The 18,902-nt window shown below is 62.4% G+C and carries 17 protein-coding genes and 2 tRNA genes; all 19 read left to right on the top strand.

What is annotated here, in order from left to right; all coding sequences use genetic code 11:
- Positions 1-45 precede the first annotated feature (45 nt).
- Complete coding sequence (locus H6X51_RS00565; protein WP_185265571.1) at positions 46-324, top strand: hypothetical protein; 279 nt, start codon at positions 46-48, stop codon at positions 322-324.
- 67 nt (positions 325-391) lie between these two features.
- Positions 392-577: a hypothetical protein gene (locus tag H6X51_RS00570; RefSeq protein WP_185265572.1), complete on the top strand. Its 186-nt coding sequence runs from the start codon at positions 392-394 to the stop codon at positions 575-577.
- 86 nt (positions 578-663) lie between these two features.
- Complete coding sequence (ccoM, locus tag H6X51_RS20185; protein WP_268898576.1) at positions 664-786, top strand: cytochrome c oxidase subunit CcoM; 123 nt, start codon at positions 664-666, stop codon at positions 784-786.
- Between the two features lie 198 nt (positions 787-984).
- On the top strand, positions 985-2,778 hold the full coding sequence (locus H6X51_RS00575; protein ID WP_185265573.1) for a thiamine pyrophosphate-requiring protein: 1,794 nt from the start codon (positions 985-987) through the stop codon (positions 2,776-2,778).
- A gap of 66 nt (positions 2,779-2,844) precedes the next feature.
- Positions 2,845-3,483 carry a tRNA-uridine aminocarboxypropyltransferase gene (locus H6X51_RS00580; protein ID WP_185265574.1) on the top strand — a complete coding sequence of 213 codons (639 nt, stop codon included), beginning with the start codon at positions 2,845-2,847 and terminating at the stop codon, positions 3,481-3,483.
- A 139-nt stretch (positions 3,484-3,622) separates the two neighbouring features.
- On the top strand, positions 3,623-4,438 hold the full coding sequence (locus tag H6X51_RS00585; protein WP_185265575.1) for an SDR family oxidoreductase: 816 nt from the start codon (positions 3,623-3,625) through the stop codon (positions 4,436-4,438).
- A gap of 175 nt (positions 4,439-4,613) precedes the next feature.
- On the top strand, positions 4,614-5,600 hold the full coding sequence (locus tag H6X51_RS00590) for a GlxA family transcriptional regulator (protein ID WP_185265576.1): 987 nt from the start codon (positions 4,614-4,616) through the stop codon (positions 5,598-5,600).
- Between the two features lie 65 nt (positions 5,601-5,665).
- Complete coding sequence (locus H6X51_RS00595; RefSeq protein WP_185265577.1) at positions 5,666-6,880, top strand: aspartate aminotransferase family protein; 1,215 nt, start codon at positions 5,666-5,668, stop codon at positions 6,878-6,880.
- A gap of 13 nt (positions 6,881-6,893) precedes the next feature.
- The gene (locus H6X51_RS00600; RefSeq protein ID WP_185265578.1) at positions 6,894-7,913 is read left to right on the top strand and encodes an arginine N-succinyltransferase; all 1,020 of its coding nucleotides are present in this window, start codon (positions 6,894-6,896) and stop codon (positions 7,911-7,913) included.
- Between the two features lies 1 nt (position 7,914).
- Positions 7,915-8,961: an arginine N-succinyltransferase gene (gene astA, locus H6X51_RS00605; protein WP_185265579.1), complete on the top strand. Its 1,047-nt coding sequence runs from the start codon at positions 7,915-7,917 to the stop codon at positions 8,959-8,961.
- A gap of 151 nt (positions 8,962-9,112) precedes the next feature.
- A complete protein-coding gene (gene alaS / locus H6X51_RS00610; protein WP_185265580.1) occupies positions 9,113-11,734 on the top strand; it encodes an alanine--tRNA ligase in 2,622 nt (873 codons plus the stop codon).
- Positions 11,735-11,813: 79 nt separating this feature from the next.
- Positions 11,814-13,058: an aspartate kinase gene (locus H6X51_RS00615; RefSeq protein WP_185265581.1), complete on the top strand. Its 1,245-nt coding sequence runs from the start codon at positions 11,814-11,816 to the stop codon at positions 13,056-13,058.
- Between the two features lie 213 nt (positions 13,059-13,271).
- Positions 13,272-13,457 (top strand): carbon storage regulator CsrA, encoded by a 186-nt coding sequence (csrA, locus tag H6X51_RS00620; protein WP_105646123.1) that lies wholly within the window; start codon positions 13,272-13,274, stop codon positions 13,455-13,457.
- A gap of 60 nt (positions 13,458-13,517) precedes the next feature.
- A tRNA-Ser gene (locus H6X51_RS00625) sits at positions 13,518-13,608 on the top strand.
- Between the two features lie 98 nt (positions 13,609-13,706).
- Positions 13,707-13,783 (top strand) — tRNA-Arg (locus tag H6X51_RS00630).
- A 191-nt stretch (positions 13,784-13,974) separates the two neighbouring features.
- Positions 13,975-15,414, top strand: coding sequence for a magnesium transporter (mgtE, locus tag H6X51_RS00635; RefSeq protein WP_185265582.1), 1,440 nt, complete (start codon positions 13,975-13,977; stop codon positions 15,412-15,414).
- A gap of 149 nt (positions 15,415-15,563) precedes the next feature.
- Positions 15,564-15,824: an OadG family protein gene (locus H6X51_RS00640; protein ID WP_185265583.1), complete on the top strand. Its 261-nt coding sequence runs from the start codon at positions 15,564-15,566 to the stop codon at positions 15,822-15,824.
- A 43-nt stretch (positions 15,825-15,867) separates the two neighbouring features.
- Complete coding sequence (oadA, locus tag H6X51_RS00645; protein ID WP_185265584.1) at positions 15,868-17,652, top strand: sodium-extruding oxaloacetate decarboxylase subunit alpha; 1,785 nt, start codon at positions 15,868-15,870, stop codon at positions 17,650-17,652.
- 10 nt (positions 17,653-17,662) lie between these two features.
- Positions 17,663-18,799 (top strand): sodium ion-translocating decarboxylase subunit beta, encoded by a 1,137-nt coding sequence (locus tag H6X51_RS00650; protein WP_185265585.1) that lies wholly within the window; start codon positions 17,663-17,665, stop codon positions 18,797-18,799.
- Positions 18,800-18,902 lie beyond the last annotated feature (103 nt).

Here is an 18,902-nt window from a genome sequence, read left to right on the forward strand (position 1 = left end):
CAAGCTGATGATGCTGGCATCGACTGATCAACGACGGGTGTTCCCATGCTCATTCCCGGTTTACCACCGGCAGGCGCACAGCAGGAGGTGTTCAAGCCGGATCGACAACCAAGAACCACGGCCGCCGAGGGGTTGGCTCACGACCCGCTGGCGGAGCTGCCGGTGGAACAGCAAGCCCTGCCACAGCACCATGGCCAGCATGCCGGCGGTGAGCATGCACCACCGGAGGACGCCGAGGCGGTATCCACGGCGGAAGCCGCGGACCCGCAGGCTGGCGCTCCAGAGCTGCCACGCAAGGGGCTGCTGGTGGACATCAGGGCGTGAGACGGCTGGCAATGAAACGGCAATAGGCCCTACACTTGCGCAAGTCTTGAGTCTGTGGGGAATCTGCGTGTCCGAGTCATCCGAACCTGCCGCGGTCATCGATCTTGCCGAAGCGCGACGCGAGCGGCTGCATGATATCCACGAAGCGCGCCTGGCCAAGGTGCGTGACGCTTTCGAAAAAGCCTTTCCCCTGCCTGCCGCGCCCGCCACCAAGAAGCGTTCCCAGAAGAAGAAAAAACCCAAAAAACGCTGAAAATCTCTACTTAATTGACCCTGGTCAATTACCCGGATGAAGTCAGTGGGTATTCTGCAACCATACACGGATGCGGAGGTGCCCTCATGTTTATTGATGACGCTGTAATTGCCGGACTGCTGACAGTCGGTCTGATGGTCGTTTTCCTGGCTGGGGTGGGCGTGTTCATCTACAAGGACGCGCAGAAGACACGCAATAGAAACACCTGAGCTTTTATCTATCGATTTTTAACGTGCATGGCTCGCAAGGCCTTCAGCGGTTGCCCTCGGGTAACCGCTTTTTTTATTTCCCCTTCCTCGCTTTCCTCATTCTCCCCAACCGGCGCCATGCCGATAAAAGTCTAAACCTCTGCAACCTGCTCCGGTCACAAGTTTGACCAGCAACCGTCCGGGCAAGCGAGGTTTTCCATGGCCATCACTGTGAGCGAGTACATTGTCGAGCGTCTCTACGAGTGGGGTATACGGCGTATCTATGGTTACCCGGGTGATGGCATAAACGGGGTCTTCGGTGCGCTCAATGCCGCCAATGGCAAGATTCGCTTCATCCAGGCCCGGCACGAGGAGATGGCTGCCTTCATGGCTTCAGCTGAATCCAAGTTCAGCGGTGGTCTGGGGGTGTGCATTGCCACCTCCGGCCCGGGTGCCTCGCACCTGTTGACCGGGCTGTACGATGCACGCCTGGATCACATGCCATTGCTGGCGATCACCGGCCAGCAGGCGCGCACCGCCATGGGTGGTCACTATCAGCAGGAGCTGGATCTGGCGTCGATGTTCAAGGATGTCGCCGGTTCCTTCGTGCAGCAGGCCAGCGCGCCGGCGCAGGTGCGCCATCTGATCGACCGGGCGATCCGTACCGCCTATGGTGAGCGGCGGGTAGCGGTGATAGTGCTGCCCAACGATCTGCAGGAGGAAGAGTACCAGGAGCCGCCCCGTGCCCATGGCACTGTCCATTCCGGGATGGGGTACAGCCGGCCCAGGGTGATTCCCCATCAGGAGGATCTGGAACTGGCGGCGGAAGTGCTCAATGCCGGCAGCAAGGTGGCCATTCTGGTCGGCGCCGGGGCGCTCGGTGCCACTGACGAGGTGATCCAGGTGGCGGAGAAGCTGGGTGCTGGGGCGGCCAAGGCGCTGCTCGGCAAGGCCGCGCTACCCGATGACCTGCCCTGGGTGACTGGCAGCATAGGCCTGCTCGGCACCGAGCCCAGCTACAAGCTGATGAACGAATGCGACACGTTGCTGATGATCGGCTCGGGCTTTCCCTATTCCGAATTCCTGCCCGAGGAAGGCCAGGCCCGCGGCGTGCAGATCGATATCAAGGCCGACATGCTCGGCTTGCGCTATCCGATGGAGGTCAACCTGCAGGGCGACGCGGCGCAAACGCTGCACCAGTTATTGCCATTGCTGAAGGAAAAGACCGACCGCAGCTGGCGCCAGGAGATAGAAAGCTGGCGTGCCGACTGGGACAGGACGCTGGAAGACCGGGCCATGGTATCGGCCAACCCGATCAACCCCCAGCGCGTCGCTTTCGAGCTCTCGCCGCGTCTGCCCGATCGCTGCATCATTACCTGCGACTCCGGCTCCTGTGCCAACTGGTATGCACGTGACCTGAAGATCCGTCGTGACATGATGTGTTCGCTGTCCGGCGGGCTGGCGTCCATGGGCGCGGCCGTGCCCTATGCGATAGCGGCGAAGTTCTGCCATCCGCAGCGCCCGGTCATCGCTCTGGTGGGTGACGGCGCCATGCAGATGAACAACATGGCGGAGCTGATCACGGTCGCCAAGTACTGGCGGGAGTGGGAGAACCCGCGGTGGATCTGCGCGGTATTCAACAATGAGGACCTCAACCAGGTGACCTGGGAGCAGCGGGTGATGGAGGGCGATCCGAAGTTCGAGGCTTCGCAGAACATTCCCAACGTGCCTTACCACAAGTTTGCCGAGTTGATCGGTCTCAAGGGGATCTTCGTCGATAGCGAAGACGCGGTAGCTGGTGCCTGGGAGCAGGCGCTGGCCAGCGAGTGCCCGGTATTGATCGAGTTCAAGACCGACCCGGATGTCCCTCCGTTGCCGCCGCACATCAAGCTGGAACAGGCCAAGGCCTTCGCCTCGACCCTGCTGCAGGGCGATCCGGACCAGATGGGCATCATCAAGCAGACCGCCAAGCAGGTGCTGAGCCGGATATTGCCGACCAGCAACGACAAATGATCAGCCTGGCGCGGTTCCGGTCCAGACCCTAGACTAACGGGCCGATCCTGACCAGTGGCGCGTCCCATGCCTGAACCCTCCGACCGGCCCCATGCTTCGATACGCCCGCGTTGCGCTCGCTGCCAGCGCCCGCCGGGGCATTGTCTGTGCCATCTGCTGCCGCATATCGCCAGCCGTACGCAGGTACTGGTGGTACAGCATCCGGACGAGCAGAGACATGCTCTCAATACCGCCCGGTTGTTGGTGAACGGCTTGGTCCAGGCCGAGTTGCTGGTGGCTGAAAAACTACCGGAGACCTGGTGTGCTCGACTGGCTGATCCGCACTGGCGTACCGAGCTGCTTTTCCCGGGACCCGACGCGCAGTTGGTGGTGGCGGCCAGCGAGGATCAGCGGCCCCGTCGCCTGGTGCTGCTCGATGGCACCTGGCGCAAGGCGCGCAAGCTGCTGTATCTCAATCCGGTATTGCAGGGGTTGGCGCAGGTGACGCTGCCAGCCGGGCTGAGCAGTCGATACCGGTTGCGCAAGGCGCCCATGGCGGAGTCCCTGTCGACCATCGAGGCGGGCATGCATGCCTTGCAGATCATCGAACCGGGTACCAATTTCAGCGCTCTGCTGCGGCCTTTCGATGCGCTGATCGAGGGGCAGATCCAGGCCATGGGGCGAGCGGTCTACCAGCGCAATCATGCAGGACCACGGCCATGCTGAGTTGCGCCCATTCGTAACAGTGATTTTGGTGTTTTCCGCTCCTCGCCGATTCCGCGCGCCGCTAGACTGGGTAATAGCGGGTGGTTGATACAAAAACAAGAATTGACTCGATCTGATGGCGGTGGTGACTGGAGGCGGTATGCACAAGACAGGTTTGCGGGTGGTGGTGACAGGGGCGGGTAGCGGGCTGGGGCGCGAGCTGGCCTTGCGTTACGCGAGGGAGGGCGCGCGGCTGGCGCTGGCGGATATTCAGGAAGAGGGGTTGGGAGAGACCCTGCGCCTGGTGGAAGCGGCAGGTGGCAGCGGTTTCACCCGGCGCTGCGATGTGCGCGACTACAGCCAGCTGGCCGCCTTGGCCCAGAGCTGTGAGGAAACCATGCACGGCATCGATGTGCTGATCAACAATGCTGGTGTGGCCTCGGGTGGCTGGTTCGAGGACCTGTCGCTGGAGGACTGGGACTGGCAGATCAGCATCAACCTCATGGGCGTGGTCAAGGGCTGCAAGGCCTTCATGCCGCTGCTGCTGGCGCAGCAGGGCCGGATCATCAACATCGCCTCGATGGCGGCACTGATGCAGGCCCCGGGCATGAGCAACTACAACGTGGCCAAGGCCGGGGTGCTGGCCCTGTCGGAAAGCCTGCTGTGCGAACTGCAACCCAAGGGGGTGCAGGTGCATGTGGTCTGCCCATCGTTCTTCCAGACCAACCTGCTCAACTCCTACCGCGGCCCGGACAATGCCTCGAAGGAAGATATCGCCAAGTTGCTCGAAGGCTCGCCGATCTCGGCGGCGGATATCGCCGACACCATCTATCGGGAAAGCCAGGCCGGCCACTTCCTGATCCTGCCCCATGACAAGGGTCGTGAGGCCTGGGAGGTCAAGCAGGCCAATCCACAGGTGATCTACGACGAAATGGTCCGTCTGGCGGAGAAAAAAATGGCGACCGCCAGCCGCTGACACTGCTGCGGCGGAAAAAGGGGAGACGGCGTTCGCCGGTCTCCCCTTTTTTCCATCTGCCGTGGCTGTTCGCCGGTGTCAGGCGCTACGGCATGTGGCACAATGCGTCATCGAATTGACTTATGGGGTCAGGCCGGAACATGGGCGTGTCTACTGCCACGGGCGGGGCGTTTGGATGACAGCTGAAGTGCGTCGCATGGCGTTTCTGATATGGCCCGGGTGTCATCCGGCGATCCTGATGCCGGCACTGTCGGTGTTGCGTTCGGCCAATCGCATGGCCGAGACCACCCATTACCAGATGGACTGCTTCACCCTGGATGATGCGCCTATCCTGTCATCGGAGGGCTGGCAGCTGCCGGCACGGCGCTGGACCGGTCCTGTGTCTGCGCTGTCGCACCTATGGCTGGTGGCGGACGTGGCGCAGCTGCCGGTGTCGCTGAGCCCGGCACTGGCATTGCAGCTGCGCTCGCTGGCGCGTGATGGGGTGCTGCTTGGCGGTCTGGAGGAGGGCGTGTTCCCGCTGGCCATGGCCGGGCTGCTGGATGGACACCGCTGTGCGGTGCACTGGCGCATGCTGGAGGAATTCCGCGAGCGCTTCCCCGCGGTGCAGGCCGGCACCCGGCTGTTCGAGCAGGACCAGGGCCGCCTGAGCAGCAGCGGTTGCGCCATCACCGATCTGTTCCTGACCATGGTCGGCGAGCACCATGGTGCTGATCTGGCGGCGTTGGTGGCCGAGGATCTGAATGTCGAGCGCATTCGTGACGGCAGCGAGCAGCAGCGGGTGCCGCTGCGCAACCGTCTGGGCAGCACGCATCCGAAGTTGACCCAGGCGGTGATCCTGATGGAGTCGAATATAGAAGAGCCGCTGACCACCGACGAGATCGCCCGCCACGTGTGCGTGTCACGGCGGCAGTTGGAGCGCATCTTCAAGCAGTACCTGAACAGCGTGCCATCGCAATATTACCTTGAGCTGCGCCTGAACCGGGCGCGGCAGATGCTGCAGCAGACCAGCAAATCGATCATCCAGATTGGCCTGTCCTGCGGCTTTTCATCGGGCCCGCATTTTTCCAGTGCCTACCGAAATTGTTTCGGCGTCACCCCCCGTGAGGACCGCAACCAGTACCGTGCCCAGCAGGCGCAGGACGGTCGGGTCAGCATGTAACACCGGCATGCCCAGGCATGCCATAGTCACTATCCGCCTTGGGCGAATACAGGAGAGTTGAGGAAATGTCGCAGTCAATGCAGGTCAGCCGTGCCGATTTCGACCGGTTAATGGTGCCCAATTACGCCCCGGTGGACATGATCCCGGTGCGTGGCAAGGGCTCGCGCCTGTGGGATCAGCAGGGCCGTGAATATATCGATCTGGCCGGCGGCATTGCAGTCAACGCGCTGGGCCATGCCCACCCCGAGCTGGTCGAGGCGCTGACCGAGCAGGCGCACAAGCTCTGGCACGTGTCGAACATCATGACCAACGAGCCGGCGCTACGCCTGGCCGACAAGTTGGTGGCGGCGACCTTTGCCGACCGGGTGCTGTTCGTCAACTCCGGTGCCGAGGCCAACGAATCGGCATTCAAGCTGGCCCGGCGCTGGGCGCACGACAATGCCGGTCCGGATAAGCACGAGATCATCGCCTGCAGCAACAGCTTCCACGGCCGCACCCTGTTCACCGTCAGCGTCGGTGGCCAGCCCAAGTATTCCCAAGGCTTCGGTCCGGCCATCGGCGGTATCAGCCATGTGCCCTACAATGACATAGCCGCCCTGGAGGCGCAGATCTCCGAGCGCACCTGCGCCGTGGTGCTGGAACCGCTGCAGGGCGAGGGTGGGGTGATCCCGGCCTCGGCTGAGTATCTGCGGGCGGTGCGTGAGCTGTGCGACCGGCACGATGCGCTGCTGATCTTCGACGAGGTGCAGAGCGGTATGGGCCGTACCGGCAAGCTGTTCGCCTACATGCACAGCGGTGTGACCCCGGACATCCTGACCAGCGCCAAGGGCATCGGTGGCGGGTTCCCGATTGCGGCGATGCTGACCACCGACCGGGTCGCCCCGGCATTGAGCGTCGGCAGTCACGGCAGTACCTACGGCGGCAACCCGCTGGGCTGCGCAGTGGCCGAGCGGGTACTGGATATCATCAATACACCGCAGGTGCTCGACGGCGTGGCCGAGCGCCATGCGCTGCTGAGCGACGGCCTGCGCACCCTGGCCGATGAGCTGGGGGTGTTTTCCGCCATTCGCGGCCAGGGGCTGCTGATCGGCGCCGTGCTGGCCGAACCCTGGCACGGGCAGGCTGGAAAGGTGATGCAACTGGCGCAGCAGCAAGGGCTGCTGGTGCTGCAGGCCGGGGCCGATGTGGTGCGCCTGGCGCCGAGCCTGATCATCCCCGAGGCGGATATCCGCGAAGGCCTGGGGCGGCTGCGCTCCGCGTTGCAGAAACTCGCCGAGTAACCGGAGAACCGCCATGCTCATCCAGCGTCTGTGTACCCCGGCCGATCTGCCTGAAATAGAACGTCTTGCCATCGCCAGCCCGGTGGGGATCACCTCCCTGCCGGCCGATCGCGAACGTCTGTCGGTGATCATCGAGGGCACCGAGGCGGCGATGGACGAGGGGGTGGCCTTCACCGGTGAGGAGCGCTACTTCTTCGTGCTGGAGGAGGTCGCCAGCGGTCGCCTGGTGGGGTGCAGCAGCATCATCTCCGCGGCGGGCTTCAGCCAGCCGTTCTATACCTTTCGCAACGAGATGTTCGTGCATGCCTCACGTGAGCTGGGGCTGCACAACCGCATCCACGTGCTGTCGCTGTGTCACGACCTGACTGGCCACAGCCTGCTTACAGGCTTCTATCTGGACCCGACCTGGCGCAGTTACCAGGCGCTCAAGCTCAATGCCTGCGGACGCTTGCTGTTCATCGCCTCGCAGCCGCAGCGGTTCGCCGAGTCGATCGCCGTGGAAATCTCCGGGATCAGCGACGAGGATGGCAACTCGCCGTTCTGGGACGGCGTGTGCCGGCACTTCTTCGATGTCGACTACACCGAGGCCGAGCGTCTGGGCAGCAGCCTGGGGCGTAGTGTGCTGGCCGAGTTGCTGCCCGGTTATCCGCTGTATGTGCCGATGCTGCCCGATGCTGCCCAGGAGGTCATCGGGCAGGTGCGGCCGGCTTCGCAGATGGTCTACGACATCCTCATGCAGGAAGGCTTCGAGAGCGACAATTACATCGATATCCTCGATGGGGGCCCGGTGGTGCAGACCAAGACCGCCGAGTTGACCTCGGTGCGCTGCAGCGACGTGGCCAGGGTCGTCATCGGTCAGCCGCCGGCTCCCACCGGCACCTGGCTGGTGGCCAACGAGCGGGTGCGGGATTTTCGCGCCTGCCTGTGCTCGTTGGCCTGGACGCCCGGCGAGCCGCTGGTGCTGGATGCGCAGTTGGCCGAGTTGTTGAAGGTAGCCGAGGGCGATACCCTCAGATTGATTGAAGGAGACTGAGATGCTGGTACGTGCGGCATGCATCGACGATCTGCCGGCGCTGCTCCAGCTGGCGCTGGAAGCAGGCTCGGGGCTGACCAGCCTGCCGGCCAGCGAAGAGCGCCTGGGCCGGCGCCTGCAGACGGTGATGGCGAGCTTTGCCGGCGAGCTGCCGGCTGCCGATGCCGACTACCTGTTCGTGCTCGAGGATCAGCAGGGGCAGGTGATAGGTACCAGTGGCATGCTCGCCGCTGCCGGCCTGCGCGAGCCCTGGTACAGCTATCGCAAGGGCCTGACGGTCACTGCCAGCCGCGAGCTGAACGTGTATCGCCAGCAACCCACGCTGTTTCTGACCAACGATCTGACCGGGGCCACGGCGTTGTGCTCGCTGTACCTCAGTCTGCCGCACCGGCATAGTCTCAACGGTCGCCTGCTGTCCAAGGCGCGCTTTATCCATATGGCTGAATTCGCCGGCGATTTCGCGCCGCGGGTCATCGCTGAGATGCGTGGCCTGTCGGATCGCCAAGGCCGCTCGCCGTTCTGGGACAGCCTTGGGCACCACTTCTTCCGCATGGATTTTGCCCGTGCGGATTACCTCACCGGTACCGGCAGCAAGGCCTTCATCGCCGAGATGATGCCCAAGTTCCCGCTGTATGCCTGCTTTCTCAGCGACGAGGCGCGCGCGGCCATGGGCCGGGTGCACCCGGACTCGGAGCCGGCGCTGGCGATGCTGCTCGAGGAAGGACTGCACGACCAGGGCTATATCGACATATTCGACGGCGGCATCACCATCGAGGCGCCGCCCAGCCAGATCCGCAGTATCCGCGAAAGCCAGCAACTGGTGCTGGCCGTCGGTACGCCGGGGGATGATGCGCAGACCTACCTGATTCACAACCGGGGGCGGGCGAACTGCCGCATCACCGCCGCGCCCGGGCGCATTGCCGCGGGCACCCTGGTGGTGGCCGCGCAGACCGCCGAGCTGCTGCGGTTGCGTGCCGGTACCCCGGTGCGGGCCGTGGCCCTGGTTGGCAGTCCCGGTGCTGCCGACCCCTATGCCGCTGCCGACTGACCGTCAGTCTGTCGTTGCTGGCAAAACGCTTCTATTGCGTTGATAGACAGAATCGCGCAGAGCAGGTAATGCATGCTGTGTTGCTATGCCTATATAATGTTGGACTTTGCCCGGCGTGAGCCTGGCCGACCTGATCCGTGGTAAGGGACCTATGAAAAGCGCTGAGATCCGTGAAGCCTTCCTTCGTTTCTTCGAAGAGAAGGGCCATACCCGAGTCGCCTCCAGTTCGCTGGTGCCGGCAGACGACCCGACGTTGCTGTTCACCAACGCCGGGATGAACCAGTTCAAGGACTGCTTCCTGGGGCTGGAAAAGCGAGCCTACACCCGTGCGACCAGCAGCCAGAAATGCGTGCGTGCCGGTGGCAAGCACAATGACCTGGAGAACGTCGGCTATACAGCCCGTCACCATACCTTTTTCGAGATGCTGGGTAACTTCAGCTTCGGTGATTACTTCAAGCGCGACGCCATCCACTATGCCTGGGAATTCCTGACCTCGGAGCAGTGGCTCAAGCTGCCCGCCGAGAAGCTCTGGGTCACCGTATATGCCAGCGATGACGAGGCCTACGATATCTGGACCCAGGAGATCGGCGTGCCTGCCGAGCGCATGGTGCGCATCGGTGACAACAAGGGCGCGCCCTATGCCTCGGACAACTTCTGGGCGATGGGCGATACCGGCCCCTGTGGCCCTTGCACCGAGATCTTCTTCGACCATGGCGAGCACATCTGGGGTGGCCCGCCGGGCAGCCCGGAAGAGGACGGCGACCGCTATATCGAGATCTGGAACAACGTGTTCATGCAGTTCAATCGCACCGCCGATGGCGTGCTGCACCCGCTGCCGGCACCGAGCGTGGACACCGGCATGGGCCTGGAGCGCATCAGTGCGGTACTGCAGCACGTCAACTCCAACTACCAGATCGACCTGTTCCAGAACCTGTTGCAGGCTGCCGCCGAGGCCATCGGCTGCGAGCAGAACGATGCCGCGTCGTTGAAGGTGGTGGCCGATCACATCCGCTCCTGCAGCTTCCTGATCGCCGATGGCGTGCTGCCGTCCAACGAAGGGCGGGGCTACGTGCTGCGGCGCATCATCCGCCGCGCCTGCCGGCACGGCAACAAGCTGGGCGCCAGCGGAACCTTCTTCCACAAGATAGTGCCGGCCCTGGCTGCCGAGATGGGCGAAGCCTTCCCCGAGCTGAAGGCCCAGCAGGCGCATATCGAGCGGGTACTGAAGGCCGAAGAAGAGCAGTTCGCCAAGACCCTGGAGCAGGGCCTGCGGATTCTCGAACAGGACCTGGCCGGTCTCGAGGGCAGCGAGATCCCCGGTGATATCGTGTTCAAGCTGTACGATACCTACGGCTTCCCGATGGACCTGACCGGCGATATCGCCCGGGAACGGGGGCTGAGTATCGATGAGGCCGGCTTCGATGCGGCCATGGAGGGGCAGCGTGAGCGTGCCCGTGCCGCCAGCCAGTTCGGCCTCGATTACAACCAGCTGGTCAAGATCGACGGTGACACCCAGTTCGAGGGCTACACCGCGACCGCCGGCTCGGCGCAGATCGTCGCGCTGTACCGTGACGGCCAGCAGGTGGAGACCCTGGGCGAGGGCGAGTCGGGCGTGGTGGTGCTGGACCGCACTCCCTTCTATGCCGAGTCCGGCGGTCAGGTGGGTGACACCGGCTACCTGAGTGGCGCCGGGGTGCGCTTCGATGTGCGCGATACCACCAAGGCCGGTGGTGCGCATCTGCATCACGGGGTGGTGACCAGCGGCAGTCTGGCCGTCGGCACCAGCATCAAGGCGGTGGTCGATGACAGCATCCGTGATGCCACCAAGGGCAACCACTCGGCGACCCACCTGTTGCATGCGGCGCTGCGCCAGGTACTGGGCGAGCATGTGCAGCAGAAGGGCTCGCTGGTCGACAGCCAGCGCCTGCGCTTCGACTTCAGTCATTTCGAGGCGATCACCGCGCAGCAGCTGCGTGAGCTGGAACGCATGGTCAACGAGCAGATCCGCCACAATTCGGCGGTGGAGATCGAGGTTACCGATATCGAGACCGCCAAGGCCAAGGGTGCCATGGCGCTGTTCGGCGAGAAGTATGGTGATCAGGTGCGTGTACTGACCATGGGCGGTGGCTTCTCGGTGGAGCTGTGTGGTGGCACCCACGTCAGCCGCACCGGCGATATCGGTCTGTTCAAGATCGTCAGCGAAGGTGGTATCGCTTCGGGCGTGCGGCGGATCGAAGCCATCACCGGCCAGGTGGCATTGGACTGGGTTGCCGAGACCGAAGAGCAACTGCGCCAGGCGGCGCAACTGGTCAAGGGCAACCGTGACAACCTGCTGTCCAGGCTGTCGGCGGCGCTTGAGCGTGCGCAGCAATTGGAGAAGGACATTCAGCAGCTCAAGGCCAAGGCCGCCAGTGCGGCGGGTAACGATCTGGCTGGCGAGGCGCAGCAACTGGGCGGCATGAATGTGCTGGTCAAGCGCCTGGACGGCCTGGATGGCAAGGCGTTGCTGGCGCTGATCGACCAATTGAAGAACAAGCTGGGCTCGGCGGTGGTGCTGCTCGGTGGCGAGCTGGACGGCAAGGTAGTGCTGGTCGCCGGCGTCACCAAGGACCTGACCGCCCGGGTCAAGGCGGGCGACCTGATCCGCAGCACCGCGCAGGCGGTGGCTGGCAAGGGTGGCGGGCGTCCGGACATGGCGCAGGGTGGTGGCACCGATGTGGCGGCGCTGGATGCCGCACTGGCTGGCGCAGCCCAGTGGATCGCGCAGCAGTGACAGTGAACAGGTCAGGCTCCCCCGGGAGCCTGACGCAATGATCGGGTAACCGATATCTGCATGGGGGTTGGTGCAACAAATGGCACTTATTGTCCAGAAGTTTGGTGGTACCTCGGTCGGCAGTGTGGAGCGCATTGCCCAGGTGGCCGAGAAAATCAAGACGTTCAAGGCCCAGGGCAATGATCTGATCATCGTGGTATCGGCCATGAGCGGCGAGACCAATCGCCTGATCGGTCTGGCGCGGGAAATCTGTGCCGATCCCGATCCGCGGGAGATGGACGTGATCCTGTCCACTGGCGAGCAGGTCACCATCGGCCTGCTGGCCATGGCGCTCAAGGCTATCGAGGTACCTGCCGTGTCCTACACCGGCGCCCAGGTACGCATCGAGACCGATGATGCCTTCGGCAAGGCGCGCATCCAGCATATCGATGAGCAGAAGCTGCGTACCGAGCTGGATGACGGCAAGGTGGTGATCGTCGCCGGCTTCCAGGGCATGGATGGCAACGGCAATATCACCACCCTCGGTCGTGGCGGGTCGGATACCACCGCGGTGGCCCTGGCCGCCGCGCTGAAGGCCGACGAGTGCCAGATCTATACTGACGTGGATGGCGTCTACACCACCGACCCACGGGTGGTCGACAGTGCTCGCCGGCTGGACAAGGTCACCTTCGAGGAAATGCTCGAGATGGCCAGCCTGGGCTCCAAGGTGCTGCAGATCCGGGCGGTCGAGTTCGCCGGCAAATACAACGTGCCACTGCGTGTGTTGCACAGTTTCAAAGAGGGTCCCGGGACCCTGATTACCCTTGAGGAAGATCTTTCAATGGAACAGCCCGTCATTTCCGGCATTGCTTTCAATCGTGACGAAGCCAAGCTGACTATCCGCGGTGTACCGGATACCCCCGGCGTGGCCTACAAGATCCTCGGGCCGGTCAGCGCGGCGAACATCGAAATCGACATGATCGTGCAGAACGTCTCCCAGGATCAGACCACCGACTTCACCTTCACCGTCAATCGCAACGACCAGCGTCGTACCGAAGAGATCCTGCGCAAGGTGGCGACCGACATCGGTGCCCGGGAAGTGGCGGGTGACAGTGCAATCGCCAAGGTGTCGATCGTCGGCGTGGGCATGCGTTCGCATGCCGGTGTGGCGAGCAAGATGTTCGAGGCGCTGGCGCAGCACGGCATCAACATCCTGATGATCTCCACCTCGGAGATCAAGATTTCCGTGGTCATCGATGAGAAGTACCTGGAGCTGGCCGTACGTACCCTGCACTCGGCCTTCGAGCTGGATGCGCCTGCCGAAGACGCCGAGCAGATCGGCTGACATCCCGGCAATGGTCGCTTGACCGTGGCGGCGGGCACGCTGGTTGACCCTCGTGCCCGCTGACAGGCCCGGATCAGTATGAATTGTCGCATCGATATCGAACGCCTGATGCAGGTTGTGGTCACATTTATGCAAACGTGACGGCTGAACCGGCACCAGGCCGATTTTTTTATTGCAGAGCTGTGTCCTGATTAATGAGCAAGGAGAAATGGAATGCTTATTCTGACTCGCAGGGTTGGTGAAACCCTGATGGTAGGTGATGAAGTGACAGTAACGGTCCTGGGCGTGAAGGGCAATCAGGTGCGTATCGGCGTCAATGCCCCGAAAGAAGTGGCTGTGCACCGCGAAGAAATCTACCAGCGCATCCAGAAAGAAAAGGATGATGCATCAAACGATTAATTTTCTTAAATTTTTCATTGCATTAGCGCAGCCGCGCAGTTAATATTCTGCGCGTGTTACGGAGAGGTGGCCGAGAGGCCGAAGGCGCTCCCCTGCTAAGGGAGTACACCTCAAAAGGGTGTCGAGGGTTCGAATCCCTCCCTCTCCGCCACTTTTGTATTATGGAGTTGTCAAGCGATAGATTCTTGAATTTAAAAGAAAAAATCGGTTGACAGGCAGAAAAAAGACTCTATAATACGCACCCACAACGCACTCGTAGCTCAGCTGGATAGAGTACTCGGCTACGAACCGAGCGGTCGGAGGTTCGAATCCTCCCGAGTGCGCCACTTTGAAAAGCCCATTGGTCATACAATGGGTTTTTTTTCGTCCCGCAAAAATCGCAGTCATCACGCCTGCGCAAAAGCCTGCCAGACTGGCTGGAGAGCCTGTTGTTGCGTCGCCCGGTGGTCCCTCGTGGCATTGTGGGACGGCACGACCCGGGGTGGCAGGCCGATCTTGTCTTGTCGGAGGACGCAGCATGTCAGAGTTGAACAGAAAGTCCCCAGAGCGCCTGCAGGACCGCCTCGAACAGGTCATCCAGCTGCTTGAGCGACATAGGCTGGTCGATTCCCTGCTCGACAGGAGCGGCGGTGGCAGGGAGGACCTGGTCGACAACCTGGTGCAGCGGCAGAACCAGGCCGAGCTGCAGCGCAAGCTGAGCGAGCTGCACCCGGCCGATGTTGCCTATATCCTCGAGTCGCTGCCGCTGGATGAGCGCCTGGCGGTCTGGCAACTGGTCAAGTCCGACCATGACGGCGACATCCTGCTGGAAGTGTCGGATGCGGTGCGCGAAACCCTGATCGCCGACATGGACAGCCACGAGATCATCGCCGCCGCCAATGCGCTGGATGCCGATGAGCTGGCCGACCTGGCGCCGGACCTGCCGCGCGATGTGGTGCGAGAGCTGATGGACAGCCTGGATGCCCAGCGGCGCGAGCGGTTGCGTTCGGCCCTGTCCTACGATGAGGACGAAGTGGGCGCGCTGATGGACTTCGACATGGTCACCATTCGTGATGATGTCACCCTGGAGGTCGTCAGCCGTTACCTGCGCCGCTTCGACAGCTTGCCGGACCATACCGACAAGCTGTTCGTGATCGACAGCGAGGGGCGCCTGCAGGGCGTGCTGCCGATCCACAAGCTGCTGGTGAGTTCGCCGGATGCGCTGGTCGCCGATGTCATGGCTACCGACCCGGTGGTATTCGACCCGCATGCCGAGGCCGGCGAGGCGGCCCAGGCCTTCGAACGCTACGACCTGGTCACGGCGCCGGTGGTCGATGCCGACGGCAAGCTTTGCGGCCGGGTGACCATCGACGAGGTGGTCGACTACATCCGTGAGGAAGGGGAGACCGAGGCGCTCAATTCCGCCGGTCTGCGCGAGGAGGAGGATATCTTCGCCTCGGTATGGAAGTCGGTGCGCAACCGCTGGGCCTGGCTGGCGATCAACCTGTGTACGGCACTGATCGCCTCGCGGGTGATTGGCCTGTTCGAACATTCCATCGAGCAATTGGTGGCGCTGGCGGCGCTGATGCCGATCGTTGCCGGTATCGGCGGCAACTCCGGCAACCAGACCATCACCATGATCGTCCGTGGTATAGCCACTGGTCAGGTCCAGGTGGCGCATGGTCGACGACTGATCCGCAAGGAAGCGGGCGTGGCGATGATCAATGGACTGTTCTGGGGGCTGGTGTTGGCAGTGATCGCCTGGGTTCTGTATGACAGCACCGCACTGTCAATGGTGTTGATGGCGGCCATGCTGTTGAACATGCTGCTGGCGGCACTGATGGGGGTATTCATTCCGCTGTTGCGACTGCGTGGCGGCAAGGACCCGGCACTGGGTTCCAGCGTGATGATCACCGGTATCACCGACAGCGGCGGTTTCTTCATATTTCTCGGGCTGGCGACGCTATTCCTGTTGTGAGTCGTTGATCTGGACGATTGCCAGTCCTGGCAATGTAAGGTTACATTGAGCCGGCTTTGCCGGGGCGGAGTGTCTATTCAGTCCGCCAGTACGCCAGAAGCGCATTCACACAGGTGGTGCGCTTTTTTGATAATGGAGGCATGAAAACTATGAGTTCGACTGAGCTGCTGATGGAAGGCGTGGAGCTGATGTTGATGGGCATGGGGGCGGTATTCGTCTTTCTGATGCTGCTGATCGGTTGCATCAACCTGATGTCGTGGTTGGTAATCCGCTTCGTGCCGGAAGAGGTACCGGTGACCGCGGCGCCCAGGCAGGTGCCTGTGCCGGCTGCCGTGCCGGTTGAACCTGAACTGCTTGCTGCGATCGGTGCCGCTGTGCGCCTGCATCGTGCCAAGCGCGCCGTCAGCTGAAAAGCATTCTGAAAATCTGAATAACAACAAAGGCCGTACATTCATGACCATCATGAAAGCTAACCCATTAGGAATCACCGACGTCATCCTGCGTGACGCTCACCAATCCATTCTAGCCACCCGCATGCGCCTCGAAGACATGCTGCCGATCGCCGGCAAGCTGGATCAGGTAGGCTTCTGGTCCGTGGAGTCCTGGGGCGGGGCGACCTTCGATGCCTGTATTCGCTATCTCGGCGAAGATCCCTGGGAGCGCATCCGTGCCCTCAAGCAGGCGATGCCCAATACCCGTCAGCAGATGCTGCTGCGTGGTCAGAACCTGCTGGGTTACCGGCATTATGCCGATGATGTGGTGGAGAAGTTCGTCGAGCGGGCTGCCCTGAACGGGGTAGATGTATTCCGCGTATTCGACGCTATGAACGACCCGCGTAATCTGCAGACCGCGCTCAAGGCGGTCAAGCAGGTGGGCAAGCATGCCCAGGGCACGATCTCCTATACCACCAGCCCGGTGCATACGCTGGATATGTGGGTCGATCTGGCCAGACAGATCGAGGACATGGGCGCCGAATCCATCGCCATCAAGGATATGGCCGGTATCCTGACGCCCTATGTGGCGTTCGAGCTGGTATCCCGGCTGAAGCAGACGCTGAGCATTCCGGTGCATATGCAGTGTCATGCCACCGCTGGCCTGTCCACGGCAGCGATTCTCAAGGCTGCAGAGGCGGGCATCGATAACGTCGACACCGCCATTTCTTCCATGTCCATGACCTATGGTCACTCGCCGACCGAGTCGGTGGTTGCGATCTTCCAGAATACCGAACGGGATACCGGTCTGAATCTGGAGCTGCTGGAGGAGGTGGCTGCCTATTTCCGCGAAGTGCGGAAGAAGTACGCCAGGTTCGAAGGTAACCTCAAGGGGGTGGATTCGCGCATCCTCGTCGCCCAGGTACCGGGCGGCATGCTGACCAATATGGAGAGCCAACTGAAGGAGCAGGGGGCCGGGGATCGCTTCGATGAAGTGCTCGCCGAGATTCCAAGAGTGCGTGAAGACCTGGGCTTCATCCCGCTGGTCACGCCCACCTCGCAGATCGTTGGTACCCAGGCGGTGATCAATGTGCTGACCGGAGAGCGCTATAAGTCCATTACCAAGGAAACCGCTGGTGTGCTCAAGGGTGAGTATGGCGCGGCGCCAGCCCCCTTCAATGCCGAACTTCAAGCCCGTGTGCTGGATGGTGCTGATGCGATCAGCTGCCGCCCGGCGGATTTGCTGGAACCGGAAATGGACAGGCTGACCCTGGAGTTGCAGGAGCTGGCAGCGGAAAAGGGCTTCGCCCTGGCCGATAACGACGTCGATGACGTTCTCACCTATGCCTTGTTCCCGCAGATCGGTCTGAAATTCCTGGAGAATCGCGGCAACCCCGCAGCGTTCGAGCCGGCACCGACCGGCCAGGTAGCCCCCGCCAGTGGTGGGCAGCCAGGTGAGTCGGAGGTCTACACGGTATCGGTGGATGGCAGGGACTTCGTGGTCCAGGTCACTGAAGGCGGCGACATCACCGGTATCAAGCCGCTGGGTGAGTCATCTCCGGCCAGCACCAGCCCGGCGGCGGCCCCGACGGCAGGTGAGCCGCAGGTGGCTCCGCTGGCGGGCAACATCTTCAAGGTGCTGGTGCAGCCTGGCGACCAGGTGCAGGCAGGGGACCTGATACTGATTCTGGAAGCGATGAAGATGGAAACCGAAATCCGGGCCATCAGCTCCGGTGTGGTCGGCTCGGTCAATGTGAAGGTCGGCGATGCGGTATCGGTCGGTGACACTCTGTTGACCATCGGCTAAGGAGAGCCCCATGGAAAAGTTGTTCCTGCTGTGGCAGACCACCGGCCTGTATCATCTGGCAGCTGGTCAGTTGCTGATGATCCTGGTGTGCCTGCTGCTTATCTACCTGGCTATTCGCAAGGGCTTCGAGCCGCTGCTGCTGATCCCGATCGGCTTTGGCGGCATTCTGGCCAATCTGCCGGTCGCCGGCATGGCGGAGGTGGGTGGCCTGCTCCGGCTCATCTATGATGTCGGTATCCCGACCAGCGTGTTTCCCCTGCTGATCTTCATGGGGGTCGGCGCCATGACCGACTTCGGGCCGATGCTGGCCAACCCGCGTACCCTGCTGTTGGGTGCCGCGGCACAGGTCGGTATCTTCGGCACCTTGCTCGGGGCGTTGGCACTGACGGCCTGGGGGATCCCCGGATTCGACTTCACCCTGCGCGAAGCCGCCTCGATCGCGATCATCGGCGGAGCCGACGGCCCCACCTCGATCTTCGTGACCTCGAAGCTGGCACCGGACCTGCTGGGGCCGATTGCCGTGGCGGCGTATTCCTACATGGCACTGGTGCCGCTGATCCAGCCGCCGATCATGCGCGCCCTGACGACGGAAAAGGAACGTGCCATCGTCATGACCCAGTTGCGGGTGGTCAGCAAGGTTGAGAAGATCACTTTCCCTCTGGTATTGCTGCTGCTCATCTCGCTGCTGTTGCCCGATGCCGCGCCGCTGGTGGGCATGTTCTGCTTCGGTAACCTGATGCGCGAAAGTGGTGTGGTCGAGCGACTGGCGGACACGACCCGCAATGCCCTGATCAACATCGTCACCATTGCGTTGGGGCTGGCGGTGGGCTCCAAGCTGTCGGCCGACTCCTTCCTGCAACTGAAGACCCTGGGGATTCTGGTGCTGGGAATGGTGGCTTTCTGCATGGGAACCGCCGGCGGCGTGCTGATGGCCAAGCTGATGAACAAGTTCAGCAAGCACCCGATCAACCCGTTGATCGGTTCGGCCGGTGTGTCAGCGGTACCGATGGCGGCCCGCGTATCCAACAGGGTGGGTCTGGAGGCCAACCCGCACAACTTCCTGCTGATGCATGCCATGGGTCCCAACGTGGCAGGGGTGATCGGTTCGGCGGTGGCGGCAGGTATCCTGCTGGCATTCGTCGGGTGATCCGCAGGCTGGAAGCCAACGGATAGCAGCCCCAAAATGAAAAACCCGCTCAGTGAGAACTGAGCGGGTTTTTTTACGGCTGCTGCATGGCGACAGGCAGCGC

It is taken from the genome of Halopseudomonas xiamenensis, assembly GCF_014219065.1.
GTDB classification, from domain to species: Bacteria; Pseudomonadota; Gammaproteobacteria; order Pseudomonadales; family Pseudomonadaceae; genus Halopseudomonas; species Halopseudomonas xiamenensis.

Coding starts and splice junctions, on each gene's coding strand:
- H6X51_RS00595 (WP_185265577.1), top strand. CDS start 5,666: ATGTCGCAGTCAATGCAGGTCAGCCGTGCCGATTTCGACCGGTTAATG.
- mgtE (WP_185265582.1), top strand. CDS start 13,975: ATGTCAGAGTTGAACAGAAAGTCCCCAGAGCGCCTGCAGGACCGCCTC.
- H6X51_RS00565 (WP_185265571.1), top strand. CDS start 46: ATGCTCATTCCCGGTTTACCACCGGCAGGCGCACAGCAGGAGGTGTTC.
- csrA (WP_105646123.1), top strand. CDS start 13,272: ATGCTTATTCTGACTCGCAGGGTTGGTGAAACCCTGATGGTAGGTGAT.
- alaS (WP_185265580.1), top strand. CDS start 9,113: ATGAAAAGCGCTGAGATCCGTGAAGCCTTCCTTCGTTTCTTCGAAGAG.
- H6X51_RS00640 (WP_185265583.1), top strand. CDS start 15,564: ATGAGTTCGACTGAGCTGCTGATGGAAGGCGTGGAGCTGATGTTGATG.
- H6X51_RS00590 (WP_185265576.1), top strand. CDS start 4,614: ATGACAGCTGAAGTGCGTCGCATGGCGTTTCTGATATGGCCCGGGTGT.
- H6X51_RS00575 (WP_185265573.1), top strand. CDS start 985: ATGGCCATCACTGTGAGCGAGTACATTGTCGAGCGTCTCTACGAGTGG.
- astA (WP_185265579.1), top strand. CDS start 7,915: ATGCTGGTACGTGCGGCATGCATCGACGATCTGCCGGCGCTGCTCCAG.
- H6X51_RS00580 (WP_185265574.1), top strand. CDS start 2,845: ATGCCTGAACCCTCCGACCGGCCCCATGCTTCGATACGCCCGCGTTGC.
- ccoM (WP_268898576.1), top strand. CDS start 664: ATGTTTATTGATGACGCTGTAATTGCCGGACTGCTGACAGTCGGTCTG.
- H6X51_RS00600 (WP_185265578.1), top strand. CDS start 6,894: ATGCTCATCCAGCGTCTGTGTACCCCGGCCGATCTGCCTGAAATAGAA.
- H6X51_RS00615 (WP_185265581.1), top strand. CDS start 11,814: ATGGCACTTATTGTCCAGAAGTTTGGTGGTACCTCGGTCGGCAGTGTG.
- H6X51_RS00650 (WP_185265585.1), top strand. CDS start 17,663: ATGGAAAAGTTGTTCCTGCTGTGGCAGACCACCGGCCTGTATCATCTG.
- oadA (WP_185265584.1), top strand. CDS start 15,868: ATGACCATCATGAAAGCTAACCCATTAGGAATCACCGACGTCATCCTG.
- H6X51_RS00585 (WP_185265575.1), top strand. CDS start 3,623: ATGCACAAGACAGGTTTGCGGGTGGTGGTGACAGGGGCGGGTAGCGGG.